The 19,701-nt window shown below is 69.1% G+C and carries 13 protein-coding genes; 9 read left to right on the top strand and 4 right to left on the bottom strand.

What is annotated here, in order from left to right; all coding sequences use genetic code 11:
* Positions 1 to 22: 22 nt before the first annotated feature.
* Complete coding sequence (gene fsa / locus O3139_RS02245) at positions 23 to 676, bottom strand: fructose-6-phosphate aldolase (RefSeq protein WP_209322167.1); 654 nt, start codon at positions 674 to 676, stop codon at positions 23 to 25.
* Between the two features lie 30 nt (positions 677 to 706).
* Here fsa and O3139_RS02240 point away from each other — a divergent pair, with 30 nt between their 5' ends.
* Both O3139_RS02240 and O3139_RS02235 read left to right on the top strand, forming a co-directional pair.
* The gene (locus tag O3139_RS02240) at positions 707 to 2,869 is read left to right on the top strand and encodes a primosomal protein N' (RefSeq protein WP_269515282.1); all 2,163 of its coding nucleotides are present in this window, start codon (positions 707 to 709) and stop codon (positions 2,867 to 2,869) included.
* Positions 2,870 to 3,057: 188 nt separating this feature from the next.
* On the top strand, positions 3,058 to 5,907 hold the full coding sequence (locus tag O3139_RS02235; RefSeq protein ID WP_269515281.1) for a M16 family metallopeptidase: 2,850 nt from the start codon (positions 3,058 to 3,060) through the stop codon (positions 5,905 to 5,907).
* Between the two features lie 37 nt (positions 5,908 to 5,944).
* On the opposite strand, the gene O3139_RS02230 is transcribed toward O3139_RS02235, so the two are convergent.
* The gene (locus tag O3139_RS02230) at positions 5,945 to 6,367 is read right to left on the bottom strand and encodes a metallopeptidase family protein (RefSeq protein WP_269515280.1); all 423 of its coding nucleotides are present in this window, start codon (positions 6,365 to 6,367) and stop codon (positions 5,945 to 5,947) included.
* 84 nt (positions 6,368 to 6,451) lie between these two features.
* Here O3139_RS02230 and O3139_RS02225 point away from each other — a divergent pair, with 84 nt between their 5' ends.
* From O3139_RS02225 to O3139_RS02200, 6 genes are all read left to right on the top strand, one after another.
* Positions 6,452 to 8,782 carry a sensor histidine kinase gene (locus O3139_RS02225; RefSeq protein ID WP_269515279.1) on the top strand — a complete coding sequence of 777 codons (2,331 nt, stop codon included), beginning with the start codon at positions 6,452 to 6,454 and terminating at the stop codon, positions 8,780 to 8,782.
* 97 nt (positions 8,783 to 8,879) lie between these two features.
* Positions 8,880 to 9,734, top strand: coding sequence for an HAD family hydrolase (locus O3139_RS02220; protein WP_269515278.1), 855 nt, complete (start codon positions 8,880 to 8,882; stop codon positions 9,732 to 9,734).
* An 18-nt stretch (positions 9,735 to 9,752) separates the two neighbouring features.
* Positions 9,753 to 10,703 (top strand): glutathione synthase, encoded by a 951-nt coding sequence (gshB, locus tag O3139_RS02215; protein WP_269515277.1) that lies wholly within the window; start codon positions 9,753 to 9,755, stop codon positions 10,701 to 10,703.
* 80 nt (positions 10,704 to 10,783) lie between these two features.
* On the top strand, positions 10,784 to 12,361 hold the full coding sequence (locus O3139_RS02210; protein WP_269515276.1) for a YifB family Mg chelatase-like AAA ATPase: 1,578 nt from the start codon (positions 10,784 to 10,786) through the stop codon (positions 12,359 to 12,361).
* 55 nt (positions 12,362 to 12,416) lie between these two features.
* Positions 12,417 to 13,976, top strand: coding sequence for a response regulator (locus O3139_RS02205; RefSeq protein WP_269515275.1), 1,560 nt, complete (start codon positions 12,417 to 12,419; stop codon positions 13,974 to 13,976).
* Positions 13,977 to 14,014: 38 nt separating this feature from the next.
* Entirely contained in the window at positions 14,015 to 15,391 is a 1,377-nt protein-coding gene (locus O3139_RS02200) for an AmpG family muropeptide MFS transporter (protein WP_269515274.1), read from the top strand.
* A 21-nt stretch (positions 15,392 to 15,412) separates the two neighbouring features.
* Here O3139_RS02200 and O3139_RS02195 read toward each other — a convergent pair whose 3' ends face one another.
* A complete protein-coding gene (locus tag O3139_RS02195; protein ID WP_269515273.1) occupies positions 15,413 to 17,779 on the bottom strand; it encodes an NADP-dependent malic enzyme in 2,367 nt (788 codons plus the stop codon).
* Between the two features lie 216 nt (positions 17,780 to 17,995).
* On the opposite strand from O3139_RS02195, the gene O3139_RS02190 reads away from it, so the two are divergent.
* Complete coding sequence (locus O3139_RS02190; RefSeq protein ID WP_269515272.1) at positions 17,996 to 18,916, top strand: hypothetical protein; 921 nt, start codon at positions 17,996 to 17,998, stop codon at positions 18,914 to 18,916.
* On the opposite strand, the gene pyrF is transcribed toward O3139_RS02190, so the two are convergent.
* Positions 18,913 to 19,632, bottom strand: coding sequence for an orotidine-5'-phosphate decarboxylase (gene pyrF, locus O3139_RS02185; RefSeq protein ID WP_269515271.1), 720 nt, complete (start codon positions 19,630 to 19,632; stop codon positions 18,913 to 18,915). The two genes, O3139_RS02190 and pyrF, sit on opposite strands and share 4 nt — an antisense overlap.
* Between the last annotated feature and the right edge of the window lie 69 nt (positions 19,633 to 19,701).

Genomic DNA, 19,701 nt, shown 5'->3' with positions numbered 1-19,701 from the left:
CTGTCCGGGGCACCGGACGCGTTCACAGGATCGACTGTCCCGTCTTGCCCCAGTCGGCGAGGAAGGCATCAAGCCCCTTGTCGGTTAACGGGTGCTTGACCAGGGCCTTGAAAGTGTCTGCCGGCAGGGTCGCGGCATCGGCCCCGGCGATGGCGGCGGCCGAAACGTGACCCGGATGACGCAGGGAGGCGGCGAGAATTTCCGTCTCGAAGCCGTGAGTGTCGTAAAGGACGCGGATGTCTTCCAGCAGTTCGATTCCATTCGACCCGTGGTCGTCCAGCCGTCCGACGAAGGGCGAGACGAAGGTCGCGCCGGCCTTGGCCGCCAGCAGGGCCTGGGCGACGGAGAAACACAGGGTGACATTGGTCCGGATGCCCTTGTCGGCGAAGTTGCGCGCGGCGCGCAGGCCGTCCCACGTCAGGGGCAGTTTGACGACGACGTTGGGCGCGATGGCGGCCAGCCGGTCGCCTTCCTTGACCATGGTCTCGAAATCGGTGGCGACCGCCTCGGCGCTGATCGGCCCCTCGACGAGGGCGCAGATCTCGGCGATGACCTCGGCGATGTTGCGACCGGATCGGGCGATCAGCGAGGGATTGGTGGTGACCCCGTCCACCATGCCGGTGGGCAGCAGGTCCTTGATGACGGCAACGTCGGCGGTGTCGAGAAAGAGTTTCATGCGGCGGGTTCTAGCCGACAGGACCGGCCTGTGAAAGTCGCCTCCGTCCTCATTCCCCTGCCGGTGCACGAGGCCTTCGACTATGAGGTGCCCGGGGCGATGACGCTGTCGCGGGGCGACCAGGTCGCGGTGCCTCTGGGGCCGCGCCTGATGCGGGGCATCGTCACCGAGGTGCGCGAGACGACCGGGTCGAACCGACGGCTGAAGGCAGTCGAGACCCGGCTGGACGATCCGCCCCTGCCGGCCGGCACGCTGGATTTCGTCGAATGGGCCGCGCGCTGGACGCTGAGCCCGCCAGGCGAGATGGCGGCGACGGCGCTGAAGGGGCTGCGCGCGCCGCGTCCCCGGCCCGAGCGGCGCGTGCGGCGTGTGGGGGACCGACGGCCCGCCCGACCGACGGCCGGGCGGACGGCGGTGCTGGAGGCCCTGGGCGAGGCTGCGATGCCGGGCCCGGATCTGGCGCGGCTGGCAGGCGTGTCGTCGGCCGTGGTCAAGGGGCTGATCGACGAGGGCGTGCTGGAGATCATCGAGATCGCAGCCGATGCCGCCTTCGACCCGCCCGACCCGGCCCATGCCCCGGCGAGGCTGAACGCGGATCAGGCGGCGGCGGCGGATGCGATCGCGGCCGCGACCCGGGCCGGCGGATTCCGGCCCTTCCTGCTGGACGGGGTCACGGGTTCGGGCAAGACCGAGGCCTATCTGGAGGCCGTGGCCCGGACCCTGGCCGCGGATCCGTCGGCCCAGGTGTTGATCCTGCTGCCCGAGATCGCCCTGACCCAGGACCTGATCGCCCGGATCACGGCCCGGTTCGGCGCGACCCCGGCCGAATGGCATTCGGGCGTCGCCCCGCCGCGTCGCCGACGGGTGTGGGAGGCGGTGGTGTCGGGCCGATGCAGCATCGTCGTCGGGGCCCGGTCGGCGCTGTTCCTGCCCTTCCCCAACCTCAGCCTGGTCGTCGTCGACGAGGAGCACGACGGGTCCTTCAAGCAGGAGGACGGTCTGGTCTATCACGGGCGCGACCTGGCGGTGGCGCGGGCGCGGATCGAGGGGGCGGTGGTGGTCCTGGCCTCGGCCACGCCGTCGCTGGAGACCCTGTGGAACGCGCAGGCCGGCCGCTATGGCTGGCTGAAGCTGTCCAGCCGGCACGGGGCGGCGGTGCTGCCGGACATCCAGCTGCTGGACCTGCGCCAGTGCCCGCCCGACCCCCGGACCTGGCTGTCCCAGCCCCTTCGCGAGGCGATCGCCCGGACCCTCATGGCGGGGGAGCAGACCCTGCTCTTCCTGAACCGGCGGGGCTATGCGCCGGTCGTTCTGTGCCGGGCATGCGGGCACCGGATGACCTCGCCCGATACCGACAGCTGGCTGGTCGAGCATCGCTATACCGGGCGGCTGGTCTGCCACCTGACCGGCTTCACCATGGCCCGACCCCGGTTCTGCCCGTCCTGCGGGGCCGAGGACACACTGGTGTCGGTCGGACCGGGCGTCGAACGGGTCGAGGAAGAGGTTCGCCAGCTGTTCCCCGAGGCGCGAACAGCCGTCTTCAGCTCCGACACCGTTCCGGACGCCAGATCCGCCCGCGCCCTGATCCAGCGGATGACGGACGGCGAGATCGACATCCTGGTGGCGACCCAGGCGGCGGCCAAGGGGCACAATTTTCCGCGGCTGACGCTCGTAGGGGTCGTGGATGCGGATCTGGGCCTGCGCGGCGGGGATCTCAGGGCGGCGGAGCGAACCTATCAACTGTTGACCCAGGCCACCGGCCGGGCCGGGCGGGCGGACAGGCCCGGCCGCGCCATCCTGCAGACCTGGACGCCGGAGCATCCGGTCCTGATGGCCCTGGCGGCAGGCGACCGGGACGCCTTCGTCGAGGCAGAAATGGCCGAACGGGAGGCCGCGACCCTGCCGCCGCACGGGCGTCTGGCGGCGCTGATCCTGTCCGGGGTCGATGCGATGGCGGTCGAGAAGGTCGCCGCCGATCTGGCCGCCGCCATCCCCAATGCCGAGCGGCTGGAAGTCTATGGCCCGGCCGATGCGCCGCTGGGCCTGATCCGCGGGCGGCGGAGAAAGCGGCTGCTGGTGCGGGCGGACCGGGACGTCGACCTGCAGGGCTTCCTGCGGGCCTGGCTGGCGCGGGTGAAGGTGCCGGGGTCGGTCCGGGTCACGGTCGATGTGGACCCCTACAGCTTCCTTTAGCCGACCTTCATCGTCCGTCCCGTCCCACCGCCAATCCGGCAACGCGCGTCGGCCGGATTCGATCACCCGCGCGTCGGGCGGCGGCCACCCGGACCTTTGTGACTCTTTGTCCATGTTTGGCCGGCCGCGATTGCCAGACCGCGCGCCGTCGCTAAGGTCTGGCCCACCCGTAAAACAGGACTGTTTCCATGCGTCTTCGCCTCGTCTCGCTGGCTGCCATCATGGCTGTGATCGCCCCGGCCGTACCTGCGGTCGCTGCCGGATCGGAAGGTTCTGCCACGGCTTCGGCAGTCGCGGGATCGGTCCAGGCGGCACCGCTGCAGGCCGCGCCCGTGGCTGAACTGGTGTCAGAGGTCGATATTCCATGGACACGGTTCACGCTCGACAATGGCCTGACGGTCATCGTGCACGAAGATCACAAGGCCCCGGTGGTGGCCGTGTCGGTCTGGTACAACGTGGGCTCCAAGGACGAGCCGGCCGGCTCGACCGGCTTCGCCCATCTGTTCGAGCACCTGATGTTCGGTGGATCGGAAAACGCCCCGGGCTCCTATCTGGGCCGGATGCGTAACCTTGGCCCGTCGAACCTCAACGGCACGACCTGGTTCGACCGGACCAACTATTTCCAGACCGTGCCGACGCCGGCGCTGGAGCAGGCCCTGTTCCTTGAGAGTGACCGCATGGGCTATCTGCTCGGCGAGGTCGGTCAGGAGGTGCTCGATCTGCAGCGCGGTGTGGTGCAGAACGAGAAGCGTCAGGGCGATAACCAGCCCTATGGCCTGTTCGAATACGCCCAGCTGGAAGCCCTCTTCCCCGAAGGCCATCCCTATCGCCACTCGACCATCGGCTCGATGGCCGACCTGGACGCCGCCAGCCTTGAGACGGTGCGGAACTGGTTCCGCGAGAACTATGGCCCGAACAATGCCATCGTCGTCCTGTCGGGCGACATCACCGAAGCGACCGCCCGTCCCCTGATGGAGAAATATTTCGGCGCCATCCCGCGGGGCCCGGTGAACACCCCGGCCGAGGCCGACGTGCCGACCCTGGCCGCGCCGATCGTCGAGGTCATGCATGACCGGGTCGCCAACACCCGCCTGACGCGCAGCTGGGCCGTACCCGGTCTGCTGAGCGACGACGCCGTGCCGCTGTCGGTCGGCGCCCAGGTGCTGGGCGGCCTCGCGTCCTCGCGCCTCGACAACCTTCTGGTCCGCCAGGAGCAGACGGCCGTAGCGGTGTCCTCGTCCCTGTCGGACTTCCACCGCATTGGCATCTTCGACATCTCGGTCGACGTGAAGCCGGGCCAGGACGCCACCGAGGTGAGCCGGCGCCTGGACGCCATCGTCGCCGACTTCATCGCCCAGGGGCCGACCGAGGAAGAAGTGGCGCGCGTCGCCACCCGCTATGTCTCCCAGCGGATCCAGAGCCTGGAACAGGTCAACGGAAAGGCCAATGTGCTCGCCGAGGGCCAGCTGTATGCGGGCGATCCGGACGACTACAAGAAGGAGCTGGCCGAATACGCCTCCGTCACCCCGGCCCAGGTCACTGCCGCCATGCAGCGCTGGCTGACCCGTCCGGTCTTCGACATGACCATCGCTCCCGGCGAGCGCGAGGCCTATGAGGAGGCCGCCGCCCCGTCGGACGCGACCCCGGTCCCGGCCGCCGAACTCCAGCGCGTCGCCCGCGATCCGATGCCGGCCATCGGCCAGGTGCCCGACCTGGAGTTTCCGGCCGTCGAGCGCGCGACCCTGTCGAACGGCGTCAAGGTCGTCTACGCCCGGGTCGACACCGTTCCCGTGACCCGCGTCGCCGTGGAGTTCGACGCCGGCTATGCCGCCGACCCCGCCGATCGCCTGGGTGCCCAGGCCATGATGCTGGATCTGCTGGACGAGGGCACGACGACCCGCAGCTCCAACCAGCTGGCCGAGGAAGAGGAGCGTCTGGGTGCCTCGATCAACGTCGGGGCCTCGATGGACCGGACGAGCGCCGACCTGTCGGTCGTGACCGCCAACCTGACGCCGTCGCTGACTCTGCTGGCCGATGTGGTCCGGAATCCGGCCTTCACGGCGTCGGAGATCGAGCGCATCCGCGCGTCGCGTCTGGCGGGCCTCGCGAGCGAAAAGACCAATCCGAACGCAATCGCCGCCCGCGCCCTGCCGCCGCTGATCTACGGGGAGACCAGCCCCTATGGCCGGTCCTTCACCGGCACGGGCGACGTCGCGACGATCACCGCCCTGACCCGTGCGGACCTGGTGGCGACGCACGCGGCCTGGGTCAGACCGGACAATGCGACCCTCTTTGTCGTGTCGGACCTGCCGCTGTCGCAGGTGACGCCGCAGCTGGAGGCCGCCTTCGGCGACTGGCGCGCGCCCTCGACTCCCAGGGGGACCAAGGCCTTCGCCGACGCCGCCGTTCCGACGCCCACGAACCGCATCGTCCTGATCGACCGGCCGCAGTCACCGCAGTCGCTGATCTATGGCGGGGCGGTCCTGCCCGTGTCCGGTACGGATGACCTGCTGGCCCTGAACGCGGCGAATGTGACGCTGGGGTCGGACTTCCTGTCACGGATCAACTTCGACCTGCGCGAGACCAAGGGCTGGTCCTATGGCGTACGCGGAAGTGTCAATGCGCTGGAACACCGCGTGCCCTACATCGTCAACGCTCCGGTTCAGGCCAACCGGACCGGGGAGTCGATCGCGGCCCTGATCGCCCAGTACGACCGGTTCCTGGAGACAGAGGGCGTCCAGCCGAACGAACTGGAGCGGACCATCAACGGCAACACCCGATCGCTGGCCGGTGGATTCGAGACCTCGGCCCAGATTCTGGGCGCCCTGCGCTCCAACGCCCTGTACGGCCGTCCGGACGACTATCAGGCGACCCTGGCCAGCCGCACCCGCGCGCTGACGGCCGCCCGGATGGACGAAGCCGCTCGCGCGGTCATCCAGCCCGACCACTTCGTCTGGGTCGTGGTGGGCGACGCGTCGGTGGTGCGGCCGCAGCTGGACAGCCTCGGCCTGCCGGTCGAGGTACGATCGATCGAATAGGCGCTTCGCCCGGGGCCCGGGGCCCCTGCCTGAACGCCTAGTCGTCGTCTTCGATGGCGTGGATGTCGTCGTCGGACAGTCCGAAATGGTGACCGATTTCGTGGATCAGGACGTGGGCGATCAGGTCCGACAGACCGATGTCGCCCCGCTCGCACCACTCGTCCAGGATGTGGCGGCGGTACAGGAACACCCGCGACGGCTCCACCGCCGGTCCCAGCCCTTCGCGCCGACCGATATCGACGCCGTGGTACAGGCCAGTCAGTTCGAAGGGATCCTCGACCCCGACCGAGGCCAGGGTCTCCTCGTCCGCGAAATCGTCGATCCGCAGCACCACCTCGCCCGCTGCCGACCGGAACGGCTCGGGCAGGGCGTCGAAGGCGGCTCGCGCCAGGGCAGCGAAATCGTCCAGCGACGGGGCCAGGCGGTCGGTCCATTCGGCAGATGCAGTGGTCTGTGGCATGCTGCGGATATCGGTCCGGCAGACCTTCCGCGCAATCGGGGAAATCAGGCTATGCTGGCGAATCGAATCGGCGGGTGAACGGGCATGGACGGAGCCGAGATCGCCTTTGTGGCGACGGCCGGAGCGGCGGGACTGGCGTTGGCCCTCATCGCCTGGGCCTGGCGGCTGAAACGCGTCCTGACGCGCAGGCAATCCATCATTGAACATGGCCTGCGGTCGGCCGAGACCGGCGCCGTCACGCGGGACGCGGCCCTGGCCGCGTTCGGCGATGTGCGTCTGAGCCTGGTGCACGATGCCATGCCGGTCGTGGTGGGCGACGCAGCGCACATCCAGTCGGCGCGCACCGCCCTGGCCGCAGCGGAGACCGGCGATCCGGCCGTGGACCTGGCCGAAAGCCTGAACGCACGTCATACGGACGCCGTTCGCCTGCTGCTGGACGAGGGTCAGCCCTTTGACCTGCGCGACGGGGACTGGCGCATCGAGGGACGGCCGTTCGGTGGCGAGGCCTGGATCGGTCTGTCGCAGCTGCCCGCGTCCGATCGGTCCGACCTGACGTCCGGCGAGGCTCCGGGCGGGCTCGGGGCCGGTCTGATCGCCGACGCCTCGCCGTCCCCGACCTGGGTGGTGGACGGTCAGGGGCAGCTGGTCTGGGCCAATCGCGCCTGGCTGACCGAGGTCCGCGCGCCGTCCCTGGAGGAGGCCCGCGAGGCGGGCGCCGTGTTCGACCGGGGGGCCGACCAGCTGGCGGCCGAGGCATCCCGCGTGGGCGCGCGTCAGGAAGGCTTTCGCTGGACCGCGGGCGACAGCCGCAGGCGCGCCTGGAAGATCATGGCCGAGCCACTGGGCGGCGTGGGCGGGCCCGTGCTGGTCTTCGCCATCGACATGACCGAGGCCGAGGAGACACGCGACACCCTGCGCCGCCACGTCACGGCGCATGACGAGACGCTGAACCACCTGGCCGATGCGGTGGCCATCTTTGGCCCATCGCGGAAGCTCGCCTTTCACAACACCGCCTTCCAGACCCTGTTCAACCTCGACCCCGCCTGGCTGAACGAGCGGCCGACGCACGGCGAACTGCTGGACCGGTTGCGCCAGCGCCGCATGCTGCCCGAGGTCATCGACTACGCCGGATGGAAGGCCCGGGAGCTGGAATTCTATGGCGCGGCCGAAGCGGCCCCGGACGACAGCTGGTCCCTGCCGGACGGACGGACCCTGCGCGTGGTGCGACAGCCGCACCCGCTGGGCGGCATCCTGCTGATCTTCTCCGACATCACCGGCGAGCTGTCCCTGCGCAGCCGCTTCAATGCCCAGCTGCAGGTCCAGACCGCGACGCTGGACAAGCTGAACGACGCCGTGGCCGTGTTCGGGTCCGACGGCCGCCTGCGCCTGCACAACGAGGCGTTCGAGACCTTCTGGTCCGTGTCCGCCGAGCGGCTGGAGGCGGCGGGCGATTTCGACGCCGTCGCCGAACTGTGCAAGGTCGCCCTGCCCGACGCCGCCCTGTGGCTGGGGCTGAAGGCGCGGGTCGCCGATCCCGATCCGGAAAGCCGCGTGGCGGTGCAGGGCGAGGGCCGCACCACCGATGGCCGGATCGCCGCCTGGCAGACCCGGCCCCTTCCCGACGGCGCGACTTTGGTGGCCTTTTCCGACGTCACCGCCCGGCGCGAGCTGGAACAGGCCCTGGCCCAGCGCGAGGCGGCCCTGAAGGAAAGTCAGGCGCTGAAGCGCGAGTTCGTCGGCTCGGTCAGCTATGAGCTGCGGACCCCCCTGACGACCATCGTCGGCTATTCCGAACTGCTGGAAAGCCTGGGCGACCTGCCCGAACGCAGCCGCCAGCATGCGGGAGCCATCCGCATCGCGGCCGGGCAACTGGCCCGCTCGATCGACGACGTGCTGGACATGGCCCAGATCGACGCCGGGGAGATGGAGCTGTCGCTCGGTGACGTGCGCATCCGCGACCTGTTCGCCGAGGCCGTGGAACGCCACCGCCCGCGGATCGAGGGGCGCGGCGCGACGCTGAGGGCCATGGTCCCGAACGATCTGCCGCCGGTGCGGGCGGACGCGCGGCGTCTGATGCAGGCCGTGGATCACCTGCTCGAAAACGCGACGCGATCCGTGTCCGAGGGCGGGACGGTCATGCTGAAGGCCGAACTGAACGGCACCGAGGTCCGCCTTAGGGTCGAGGACACCGGGCGGGGCATCCCCTATCACCTCCAGGCCCTGGTCTTCGACCGGTTCGTCAAGCGCGAGCGCGGCGGTCCCGGTGTCGGCCTGGCCCTGGTCAAGGCCCTGGTCGAACTGCACGGCGGCTGGGCCGAGGTGGAGTCCGAACCCGGCAAGGGCGCCGCCTTCATCCTGCACCTGCCGCTGGAGGCGACGGGGACGGCGGTGGTGCCGGAGCTGGCCCTGGGTTGAGACAACAGGCCGTAGAGGCCACGGCCGATGCATCGGGGCTTGAGCCCGACGACGCTCTTGCCTACTGCCTGCTGCCTGTTGCCATTCGGAGGCCATCATGGCCGACCTGCTCAAGACCGCCCTGATCTACGATTTCGACGGCACTCTGGCGCGTGGGAATATGCAGGAGGTGACCTTCATCCCCTCGGTGGGCATGGGGATCGGCGATTTCTGGGTCGAGGCGGACCGGCTGACCCGGTCGGCCGATGGCGACAACATCCTGATGTACATGCAGCTGATGCTGCAGCGGGCCCGCGAGAACGGCACGCCGATCACCAGAAAGACCCTGCGCGAGCACGGCGAGGACGTGAAACTGTTCGACGGGCTGAAATCCGACCTGACCGGCCCCGGCTGGTTCGAGCGGATCGATGCGGTGGGCGCCAGATACGGCCTGGATATCGACCACTACATCATCTCGGCCGGGCTGGAGGAGATGATCGAGGGCTGTCCGATCCGCGACGCCTTCCACCACGTGTTCGCGTCCAAATTCGCCTATGACGACCACGGGGTGGCGATCTGGCCGGCCGTCGGCGTCAACTACACGACCAAGACCCAGTATCTGTTCCGCATAAACAAGGGGGTGCTGAACCACTGGGACCACGAGCGGATCAACAAGTTCGTGCCCGACGACGACCGGGCCGTGCCGTTCGAGCGGATGATCTTCCTGGGCGACGGGGACACCGATGTCCCGACCATGAAGATGATGCATACCAAGGGCGGCTATTCGATCGCGGTCTATGATCCCCGGAATTCCGAGAAGGACCAGAAGAAGATCTACAGCCTGATTTCCGAGGACCGGGTGAATTTCGTGGCCGCCGCCGACTATCGCGAGGGCCAGCCGCTGGACCTGATCGTCAAGGGCCTGATCGGCCGCATCGCCATCAACGCCGGCACCATGCCGGCCGTCGACTGATCGACGAAGGACATTCACATGCTGCGCGTCGCTGTTCAGATGGACCCCATCGAAGGGGTCAACATCGCCTCGGACACCACCTTCTTTCTGATGATGGAGGCGCAGCAGCGTGGCCATGCGCTGTGGGTCCATGACTTCCGCACCCTGGCGCTGGAGGACGGCAGCCTGTCGTGCCGCGCCCGGCCGGTGACGATCCGCCAGGTCCACGGGGATCACGTTTCGTTCGGACCGGAGGTGAAGCTGGACCTGGGCCGCGACGTCGATGTGATCCTGATGCGTCAGGACCCGCCGTTCGACATGGCCTATGTCACCGCCACCTATCTGCTGGAAACGGTCCACCCGCGCACCCTGGTGGTCAACGACCCGGCCGAGGTCCGCTCCGCACCCGAAAAACTGTTCGCCACCCATTTCGACGGCGTCCAGCCGCCGACGCTGATCAGCGCGGACCCGGTCGCCCTGGTCGACTTCCACGAACGCCACGGCGACGTGGTTCTGAAGCCCCTGCACGGCGCGGCCGGGTCGGGCGTGGTGCGGCTGAAGGCGGATGATCCGAATCTCGAGGCCCTTGTCGAGATCCACATGGCCGGATCGCGGGATCCCCTGGTGATCCAGAAATTCATCCCCGCTGTGTCAAAGGGCGACAAGCGGATCATCCTGATCGACGGCGAGCCGGTCGGGGCGATCAACCGCGTGCCCGCCGACGGCCAGGTGCGCTCCAACCTGCGGGTCGGGGGCACGGCCGCGCCGGTCGAGCTGACGCCGCGCGATCTGGAAATCTGCGCCATCGTCGGGCCGGTGCTGAAGGAAAAGGGCCTGCTGTTCGTCGGCATCGACGTGATCGGCGACTATCTGACCGAGATCAATGTGACCTCGCCGACCGGTGCGGTGCAGCTGAAGGACTTCACCGGCATCGATGCGGCGGCGATCCTGTGGGACGTGATCGAGGCAAAGCGTATCCCGCACGGCTGACGCGCGTCAGACGGGCATGTCGCCGATTTTGCAACCTGAGTTTGTTTGTGTTTTGTTCCCCGTGAACCATGGGGCGGGACATGCTGGCGAGTATCGCGACGGTGGCGTTCGAGGGGGTCGAGGCGCGGCGTGTCAGCGCGGAGGTGCAGCTGGTCGGCTCGGACGGTCCGACCGTCTTCTCCATCGTCGGCCTGCCGGACAAGGCGGTGGCCGAAAGCCGCGAGCGGGTGCGCGGGGCGTTCGCCGGCATCGGCCTGGCGCTGCCGGCGAAGCGGATCATCGCCAATCTGGCCCCCGCCGACCTGCCCAAGGAAGGCAGTCATTTCGACCTGCCGATCGCCCTGGCCCTGCTGGCCGCGCTCGGCGTGATCCAGCCCGATGCGCTGCAGGGCTGGGCGGCCCTGGGGGAGCTGGGCCTCGACGGACGGATCCAGCCGGTGGGCGGCACATTGCCGGCCGCGGTCGCCGCCTCGGCCATGGGGCTGGGCCTGATCTGCCCCGAGGCGAACGGGTCGGAGGCGGCATGGGCGGGCGACGTCTCGATCCTGGCCCCCCGTTCGCTGATCGGTCTGATCAACCATTTCAAGGGCACGACCATCCTGCGGGCCCCCGAGCCGGGGCCGGTGCGGTCGGGAACCGCGATACCGGACCTGCGCGAGGTCAAGGGTCAGGAAAGCGCCAAGCGGGCTCTGGAAGTCGCCGCCGCCGGGGGCCACAATCTGCTGTTCGTCGGGCCGCCCGGATCGGGCAAGTCGATGATGGCCCAGCGCCTGCCCGGCCTGCTGCCGCCGCTGACGCCGACGGAACTGCTGGAAACCTCCATGGTCTGGTCGGTCGCCGGGCTGATCGAGCGCGGAGCCCTGACGCGCGAGCGGCCGTTCCGCAGCCCCCACCATTCCGCCTCCATGGCCGCCCTGACCGGCGGAGGCCTGCGCGCCAAGCCGGGCGAGGCGTCGCTGGCGCACAATGGCGTGCTGTTCCTGGATGAACTGCCCGAATATTCGGCCCAGGCGCTCGACAGTCTGCGCGCGCCGCTGGAAACCGGCGAGATCGTCGTGGCCCGCGCCAATGCCCATGTCCGCTATCCGGCGCGGTTCCAGCTGGTGGCGGCCATGAATCCCTGCCGCTGTGGCCTCGGCGGCGCGGGCAAGGGGGCGTGCGGCAAGGCCCCCCGGTGCCAGCGCGACTATCAGAACCGCATCTCGGGCCCGATGTTCGACCGCATCGACCTGACGATCGAGACTCCGCCCGTAACCGCCGCCGACATGGCCCTGCCCAGCCCGGCGGAGGGTACCGCCGAGGCAGCGGCCCGCGTCGCCGTCGCCCGCGCCATGCAGGAGGATCGGGTGCGGGAGGCGGGACTGGACCCGATGCAGGCCCTGAACGCCCGGTCCTCGGGCGAGGTGCTGGAGCGATTCGCCACGCCGGACGCGGCCGGTCGCGCCCTGCTGATGCGGGCGGGCGAGGCCGGGGGGCTGACCGCGCGCGGCTGGACCCGGACCCTGCGGCTGGCCCGGACCATCGCCGATCTGGAAGGCGCGACCGGAGTCCTCCGTCGCCACATCGCCGAAGCCCTGATCTATCGCCGATCCACCGTCGGCGCCCAGGGCGACTTCGAGCGGCAGGGGGGCGGACAGGCCGCAATTCCCGCCTGGTAGCTGATAGGCCGTCGTTAACCCCTTTCGCCCACTCTCCGACCCAGCGGAGGCGGGCATGGCGCGGCGAACCAGGGCGAGCACGGCAGCGGACACGACCCCGGTGACGAATCTGGGTGGGGCGGATCCCTTCCTGCGACTGATGAGCCACGAGATGCGCACGCCGCTGAACGGCGTCATCGGCATGCTGGGCCTGCTGACACGCACCCGACTGGACGGCGCACAGCGCGCCTATGCCGAGGCCGCCCGGGATTCGGCCGAGCACCTGCTGGGCCTCGTCAACGACCTGCTGGACTATGCCCGGCTGGAAGCCGGCAAGCTGGAATTCGATCTCGCGCCCGTCGATCCCGAAGGCCTGGTGCGCGGGGTCGCGGAACTGCTGAGCCCTCGCGCCCACGAAAAGGGGCTGGAAATCGTGTGGTCGGTCGGCACCGACGCGACCGACGTCCTGGCCGACGAGGGTCGACTGCGTCAGGTCCTGTTCAACCTGGCCGGAAACGCGGTCAAGTTCAGCGACGCCGGCGGTGTCCGCATCGCCGTCGAACGGGCGGGGGGGACCGACGCCCGGCCGGTGCTGGCCTTCATCGTCGACGACACGGGGCCGGGCATTCCGGCCGAGGCCCGGGCGCGCATCTTCGAGGAATTCGGCCACGTCGATGCCTCCGATGCCACGCGCCATGGCGGGGCCGGGCTGGGTCTGGCGGTGGTGCAGAAACTGGCGCGGGCCATGGGCGGGACCGTCACCGTCGAGGATCGGCCCGACGCCGGCGCGGTGCCGGGCTCGCGCTTCCGGTTCGAGGCGGCCTTCGAGGCGGCCCCCGATGCCGAGCCTCGCGCCCGGCCGCTGGACGGACTCCTGGTCGCGGTGCGCAGTCCCGACGCATTCGTCCGTGAGGCCGCAGAGGCCCAGATCGTGGCCAGCGGCGGCTCGCCCTGGCCGACCGGCGACCTGGCGCCCGTGACCCTGGTCGATCATGCCGAGACCCTGAAGACCGGCCAGGCGCTGGCGGCCCTGCCCGAGGGCGGGCGCGGCATCATCCTGCTGAAACCATCCGAGCGCGAGCTGATCGTCCGCTATCGCGGGATGGGTTTCGCCGGCTACCTGATCAAGCCCCTGCGCCGTGCATCGCTCGTCGAACGGGTCCTGGCCGCGCATCAGGCGGAGGCCCTGCCCGGTGCCCCGCGCCTCGCGGCCCCAGAGGACGACCGGGTCCTGCCCGTCCGGTTCGCCGGAACCCGGGTGCTGCTGGCGGAGGACAATCCGGTTGGCGCGCTTCTGGCCAGAACCTTGCTGCGGCGCGAGGGCTGTGTCGTCGAGACCGCCGCCACGGGCAGCGAAGCCGTCGCGGCGATGAAACGTGCCCGGTACGATCTCGTCTTCATGGACATGCGGATGCCGGTCATGGACGGCCCCGCCGCCACCCGCGAAATCCGCGCCTCGGGCGACCGCACGCCCATCGTCGCCCTGACCGCCAACGCCTTCGCCGAGGACCGCAAGGTCTGTCTGGAGGCCGGGATGGACGACCACCTCGTCAAGCCGTTGGAGCTCGAGGCGTTGCGGTCAGCTTTGGTGCGCTGGACGACCGGAGACTTCCGCGCCAAGGTCGCGGCTGGATAGCGACGCCGGGGGGGCGTCCGCCGGAGACGCCGATCCTCATGACGCAAGACACGCCAGCGAACGATACGCCCGCGCCGAAGACGGCGGCCGGCGCGATGGAGGTGTTCAAGGCCCTGGGCCGCGGCCGGGTGCTCATCGCCCTGGTGATCGGCTTCGGTTCCGGCCTTCCCTTTCTGCTGACGGGCGCAACGCTCAGCCTGTGGCTGCGCGAAGGCGGAGCCGAACTGGCCGCCATTGGCTTCATCTCATGGGTCGGGCTGGCCTATTCGATGAAGTTCCTGTGGGCCCCGGTGATCGACCGGTTCGACGTGCCGTTCCTCGGCCGGTTCGGACGGCGGCGGGGCTGGATGCTGCTCTCACAGATCGTCGTCGGCCTGTCCCTGATCGGCATGGCGATCATCGGCCCCGAGGGTGGACTGACCGCACTGGGCATCGCGGCCCTCGTCACGGCCTTCGCCTCCGCCACGCAGGACATCGTCGTGGACGCCTGGCGCATCGAAAGCGCCGACGGCGACGAGGATCAGGCCCTGCTGACATCGGCCTTCCAGCTCGGTTATCGTTTCGCGATCCTCGCAGGCAATGCCCTGATCCTGTTCTTCGCGGCCTGGCTGGGATGGAACGGGGCCTATGCAGTGTGGGGCGCGGCGATGAGTCTGGCCATCATTGCCACGCTGTTCGCCAAGGAACCCGTGGACCGCCGCACCCTGGCCGAGGTCACCGGTCAGGTCTCCCTGCTGAGTCCACGCGGACTGTTCGACGCCATCGTCGGCCCCTTCCTGACCTTCCTGAAGACACACGGCGCCGTGGCCTTTCTTATGCTGGCGGCGATCAGCCTGTATCGACTGCCCGACTTCGTCATGGGGCCGATGGTCGGACCCTTCTATACCGACCTCGGTCTGGACAAGCCGACGATCGGCGCGATGCGGTTGAGCGTCGGCCTGATCGCGGCCTTCCTCGGCATTGCGGCGGGCGGGCTGTTCGCGGTGCGGTTCGGCTTCGGCAAGACCTTGCTGCTGGGTGCCCTGATCGGCCCGCTGTCCAACCTCGGCTACACCCTCATGGCGGTGGTCGGCCTGTCGACGCCTGTCTTCGGAGGCGTCCTGTTCGTCGAGAACTTCTCGGAAGGCTTCGCAGGCGCGGCCCTGGTCGCCTACATGGCCAGTCTGACCAGCATCGGCTACACGGCCACCCAGTACGCCCTGCTCAGCTCCTTCTATGCCCTGCTCGGAAAGTTCCTGAAGGGGTTCTCGGGCGTGGTGGTGGAAAGCCTGGAACCCGGACGGTCCCTGATGGAGGCCTACGCCCTGTTCTTTGCGGGCACGGCGGCGGTCGGCATCCCGGCCGTGCTGCTGTGCTGGCTGCTGCTCAATCACCACCGCAAGACCAGGGATCCGGCCGACCCGGCGACCGCCTGACGCGTCACCCCGCCTGATCGGTCAGACCGTCGGCGGCACTGCGGTGGCGGCCATCGAGCGTTCGGCCGCCTTGCTGGGATGCGGGGCCTCGACCGTGTCGTCGGGTTCGAAGGCGACGCTGACGGCCTCCTCATAGGCCGCGAAGGTCGCGGCGGTGATGATCTCCGAGACCGAAGCTCCCAGCGAGACGATCTGAACCGACTTCTCCAGCCCGACCAGCAGCGGCCCGATCACGGTCGCACCACCCAGGGCCTGGACCAGCTGGGTCGAGATGGCGGCGGAATGGAGCGCCGGCATGACCAGCACATTGGCGTCCCGGCTCAGCCGCATGAACGGATAGTTGGCCCGCTGGCCCGGATCCAGGGCCAGGTCGGGCGGCATTTCGCCCTCATATTCAAAGTCCACCCCCTTGGCGTCCAGAATGCGGATGGCGGCGCGGACGTTGTCGCCGCGTTCTCCGGGGGGGTTGCCGAAGGTGGAATAGGACAGGAAGGCTACACGCGGCGTGCGGCCCAGCTTGCGGACCGTCGCCGCCGCCTGGATGGCGATGTCGGCCAGTTCGTGGGCGTCCGGCAGCTCGTGGATCGAGGTGTCGGCCACGAAGATGGTTCGCCCCTTGGCCAGGACGATGGACAGTCCGATCAGGCTGTCCTTCACGTCGAGGACGCGACGAATCTCCTTCAGCACCATGTTGAAGTTGCGGGTCGTGCCCGTGACCACTGCGTCCGCCTGCCCCCGCGCGACCATGGCGGCGGCGAAATAGTTGCGGTCCTGATTGATCATCCGCTGCACGTCGCGCCGCAGATAGCCCCGGCGCTGCAGCTTTTCATACAGCCAGTCGGTGTAGGCGTCGTTCATCTCCGACACGCGGGCATTGACGATCTCGATCCCCATGGCGTCGAAGTCGAGCCCGGCCTCGGCGGCGTTCTTGCGGATCAGGTCCTCGCGGCCCAGCAGGATCGGTGTGCCGAGCTCGGCCTGCTTGAAGGCCCAGGCGGCGCGGATGACGGTCGATTCCTCGCCTTCCGCGAACACGACCCTCTTGTTCGGGGCAGCGCGCACGGCCGACGAAATCTTCTGCATCAGGGCGGCGGAGGGATCGACCCGTTCGCGCAGCCGGGCGCGGTACTCGTCCATGTCGTCGATCGGGACGCGGGAAACCCCTGTGTCCATGGCGGCCTGGGCGACGAACGGAGGGATGTACCAGATCAGACGCGGATCGAAGGGCGTCGGGATGATGTAGTCCGGCCCGAACTTCAGCTTGCGCCCCCGATAGGCCACCGCGACCTCGTCCGGCACGTCCTCGCGCGCCAGCTGGGCCAGGGCGTGGGCGCAGGCGATCTTCATCTCGTGATTGATCCGTCGGGCGCGCACGTCGAGTGCGCCGCGGAACAGATAGGGGAAGGCCAGGACGTTATTGACCTGGTTCACATAGTCCGAGCGGCCGGTGGCGATGATGGCGTCCCTGCGCACGGCCAGGACCTGTTCCGGAGTGATCTCGGGATCCGGATTGGCCATGGCGAAGATGATCGGCCGGGGTGCCATGGAGGCGACCATCGCGGGCGTGATCGCCCCCTTGGCCGACAGACCCAGCACCACATCGGCACCGACCATGGCCTCGGCCAGGGTGCGCTTTTCGGTGTCGATCGCGTGGACCGACTTCCACTGGTCCATGCCCTCGGTCCGCCCGCGGTAGATCACGCCGTGCAGATCGACGACCGTGGCGTTCTCGGGCCTGACGCCCAGGGATTTCATCAGGCTCAGGGACGACAGGCCGGCAGCGCCGGCACCCACCAGGACCATCTTCACATCCTCGAACCGGCGCCCGGTGATGTGACAGGCGTTGATCAGGCCCGCGGTCGAGATGATGGCCGTGCCGTGCTGGTCGTCGTGAAAGACCGGAATGTCCAGCAGGTCCTGAAGCTCGCTCTCGATCACGAAACATTCGGGGGATTTGATATCCTCCAGATTGATGCCGCCCCAGGTGTCGCCGATGTTCTTGACCACGGTGATGAACTCGTCCGGGTCGGTGGTCTTGACCTCGACATCGAAGCTGTCGACGTCGGCGAACCGCTTGAACAGGACGGCCTTGCCCTCCATCACCGGCTTGGACGCCATATGGCCCAGATTGCCCAGGCCCAGGATGGCGGTGCCGTTCGAGATCACGGCGACCAGATTGCCCTTGGACGTATAGTCGTAGGCCAGGTCCGGATTGTCGGCGATGGCGCGCACCGGCACCGCGACGCCCGGCGAATAGGCCAGCGACAGGTCGCGCTGGGTCGCCATCGGCTTGATCGGAGCCATGGAGACCTTGCCCGGCAGGGGCAGCCGGTGGAAATCCAGGGCCTCCTGATCGGAAAAGGTCTGTTTGTCGGTCTGGTCGGGCATGGATCAGCAAGCCTCTGAAAGGAGCCGGACTGTCGTAGCGACGGGGGGTGCCGCCGACAACCGTCGAGCGCTCCTCCGGCGGGACCCGGTATCGGCTTCACGCCGGGGAGGGGAGTTTTACCACGTTTGGAAAGCATACCTCCCGCCTCAGGCGCATCCGGAACCGAAGCGCGATCTGTCGCTCTAGGCTGCACGTCATGCGTGGAGTCTCGCCCAGTGAAACCCTTTCTGATCTCGACATTCGCCGCCGTTACGCTGCTGGCCGGGTCCGCCGCGGCGGGTGAACACGGCGGACCACCCGGCGGCGGCTACCCGGGGGGCGGCGGCTGCATGAGCGGCTGCGGCGGCGGGGGTCACCCCGGCGGGGGCTATGGCGGTCACCACCCGGGATACGGTGGCGGGAACGTCAACACCAACGTCAACGTCAATGTGAACGCCAACGCCGGGGCCTATGCCGGTTCGTACGCCGGCACGGGGGCGGTCATCAATGCGCGCGGCTATGATGTCGGCGCGATCCGGGGCGGCGGCGGATATGGTGGCGCGTTCGTTTCGGGCAGCGGCTATGGCGGCTGGGATTCGCTGGGCTATGGCGGCAGCGTCGGCGCGGTGGTCGTTCATGGTCCCGGCTATGGCCCCAGTCGTCCGTTCGGCTATGCCGTGCGCGGGTTCGGACGGCGCTATGTGACCACGGACCAGTGCGGATCGTGCGGCGCGCCGCCTCCGCCTCCGCCGTCGTGCTACGTCAGCTGCGACAGCCACATCGGCGGCTACGATCGCGGGAACCGGTATTCGGATCGCGATCCGCATGGCCGGAGCGACTGCCGCTGCGGGGGCCCGCGCTATGTGGCCCAGCCCTATTACGCCGTCCCGCAGGAGTCGGTCGAGTATCGCAATCACGACTATCAGGCCGGCGTGGAAGGCCGGGGTTATGTGCAGCAGGGCTATTCGTCCGGGGGCTACGAACGCTACGACGGTCAAACCTATGGCAGCGGCCATGAAGCCCCGGTCCAGGCACCCCGGGTGATCGATCAGGCCCCCGTCTATATTCAGGCACCTGCGGGATACTCCGGCGACCTGCCCCCCGGCGACGACGGGGTCAGCCTGCCCTATCGGCAGGAACCGGGCGAGCGGGGTTAGGCCACTCCGGCCATCTCGGCGACGATGGCGGCAGCGGCCCTGACGGGGTCGGAGGCCGCGATGACGGGCCGGGCGACCACCAGATGGGTGGCCCCGGCGCGCAGGGCGGTAGCGGGTGTGGCCACGCGCTGCTGGTCACCGACGTCGGCTCCGGCGGGGCGAACGCCCGGCGTGACGATCAGGAAGTCGGGACGGCCCGCCCCGGTCGCGATCTGGCGCACCCGGTCAGCTTCCAGAGGGCTGGAGACGACACCGTCGACGCCGCAATCAAGAGCCTGACGGACGCGGGCCTCGACCAGATCTCGGGCGCAGGCGGAATAGCCGATCTCCTTCAGGTCCTCGTCCGAAAGGCTGGTCATGACGGTGACGGCCAGGATCTTCGTCGCCAGTCCGCCGCGTCCCTTGACGGCGGCCCGCATCACCTGCGGCTCGGCGTGGACGGTCAGCAGGTCGCAGCCGCCCTCGGCCACCGAGCGCGCAGCGCCTTCCACCTGGGCGCCGATGTCGTGCAGCTTCCAGTCCTGGAACACCTGTTTGCCCCTGGCCCGCAGGCCGTGGGCAAATGCGACGCCGCCGGGGCGCGCCAGCAGGGTCAGCCCGACCTTGTAGAAACTCACGCCGTCGCCGAGCTGATCGACCAGGGCGCCGGCCGCCTCGACCGAGGGCAGATCAAGCCCGACGATCAGGCGCGGGTCGGACAGGAGAGGCGAGGTCATCGACGGGCTCCACATGACCGGCTAGACGGGGCGCGAGGGTTCGCGTCGGGCGACCGGCGATTCTTGATG

Origin of the sequence: Brevundimonas subvibrioides, assembly GCF_027271155.1 — a bacterium.
In the GTDB taxonomy this organism is placed as follows: Bacteria; Pseudomonadota; Alphaproteobacteria; order Caulobacterales; family Caulobacteraceae; genus Brevundimonas; species Brevundimonas subvibrioides_D.
The sequence above is the reverse complement of the archived record's forward strand: the minus strand, read 5'-3'. Positions and strand labels throughout refer to the sequence as shown.

Bases quoted from the DNA above. Each gene is read 5' to 3' on its own strand.
- fsa (WP_209322167.1), bottom strand. From the start codon at position 676: ATGAAACTCTTTCTCGACACCGCCGACGTTGCCGTCATCAAGGACCTG.
- O3139_RS02235 (WP_269515281.1), top strand. From the start codon at position 3,058: ATGCGTCTTCGCCTCGTCTCGCTGGCTGCCATCATGGCTGTGATCGCC.
- O3139_RS02230 (WP_269515280.1), bottom strand. From the start codon at position 6,367: ATGCCACAGACCACTGCATCTGCCGAATGGACCGACCGCCTGGCCCCG.
- O3139_RS02225 (WP_269515279.1), top strand. From the start codon at position 6,452: ATGGACGGAGCCGAGATCGCCTTTGTGGCGACGGCCGGAGCGGCGGGA.
- O3139_RS02220 (WP_269515278.1), top strand. From the start codon at position 8,880: ATGGCCGACCTGCTCAAGACCGCCCTGATCTACGATTTCGACGGCACT.
- gshB (WP_269515277.1), top strand. From the start codon at position 9,753: ATGCTGCGCGTCGCTGTTCAGATGGACCCCATCGAAGGGGTCAACATC.
- O3139_RS02210 (WP_269515276.1), top strand. From the start codon at position 10,784: ATGCTGGCGAGTATCGCGACGGTGGCGTTCGAGGGGGTCGAGGCGCGG.
- O3139_RS02205 (WP_269515275.1), top strand. From the start codon at position 12,417: ATGGCGCGGCGAACCAGGGCGAGCACGGCAGCGGACACGACCCCGGTG.
- O3139_RS02200 (WP_269515274.1), top strand. From the start codon at position 14,015: ATGACGCAAGACACGCCAGCGAACGATACGCCCGCGCCGAAGACGGCG.
- O3139_RS02195 (WP_269515273.1), bottom strand. From the start codon at position 17,779: ATGCCCGACCAGACCGACAAACAGACCTTTTCCGATCAGGAGGCCCTG.
- pyrF (WP_269515271.1), bottom strand. From the start codon at position 19,632: ATGACCTCGCCTCTCCTGTCCGACCCGCGCCTGATCGTCGGGCTTGAT.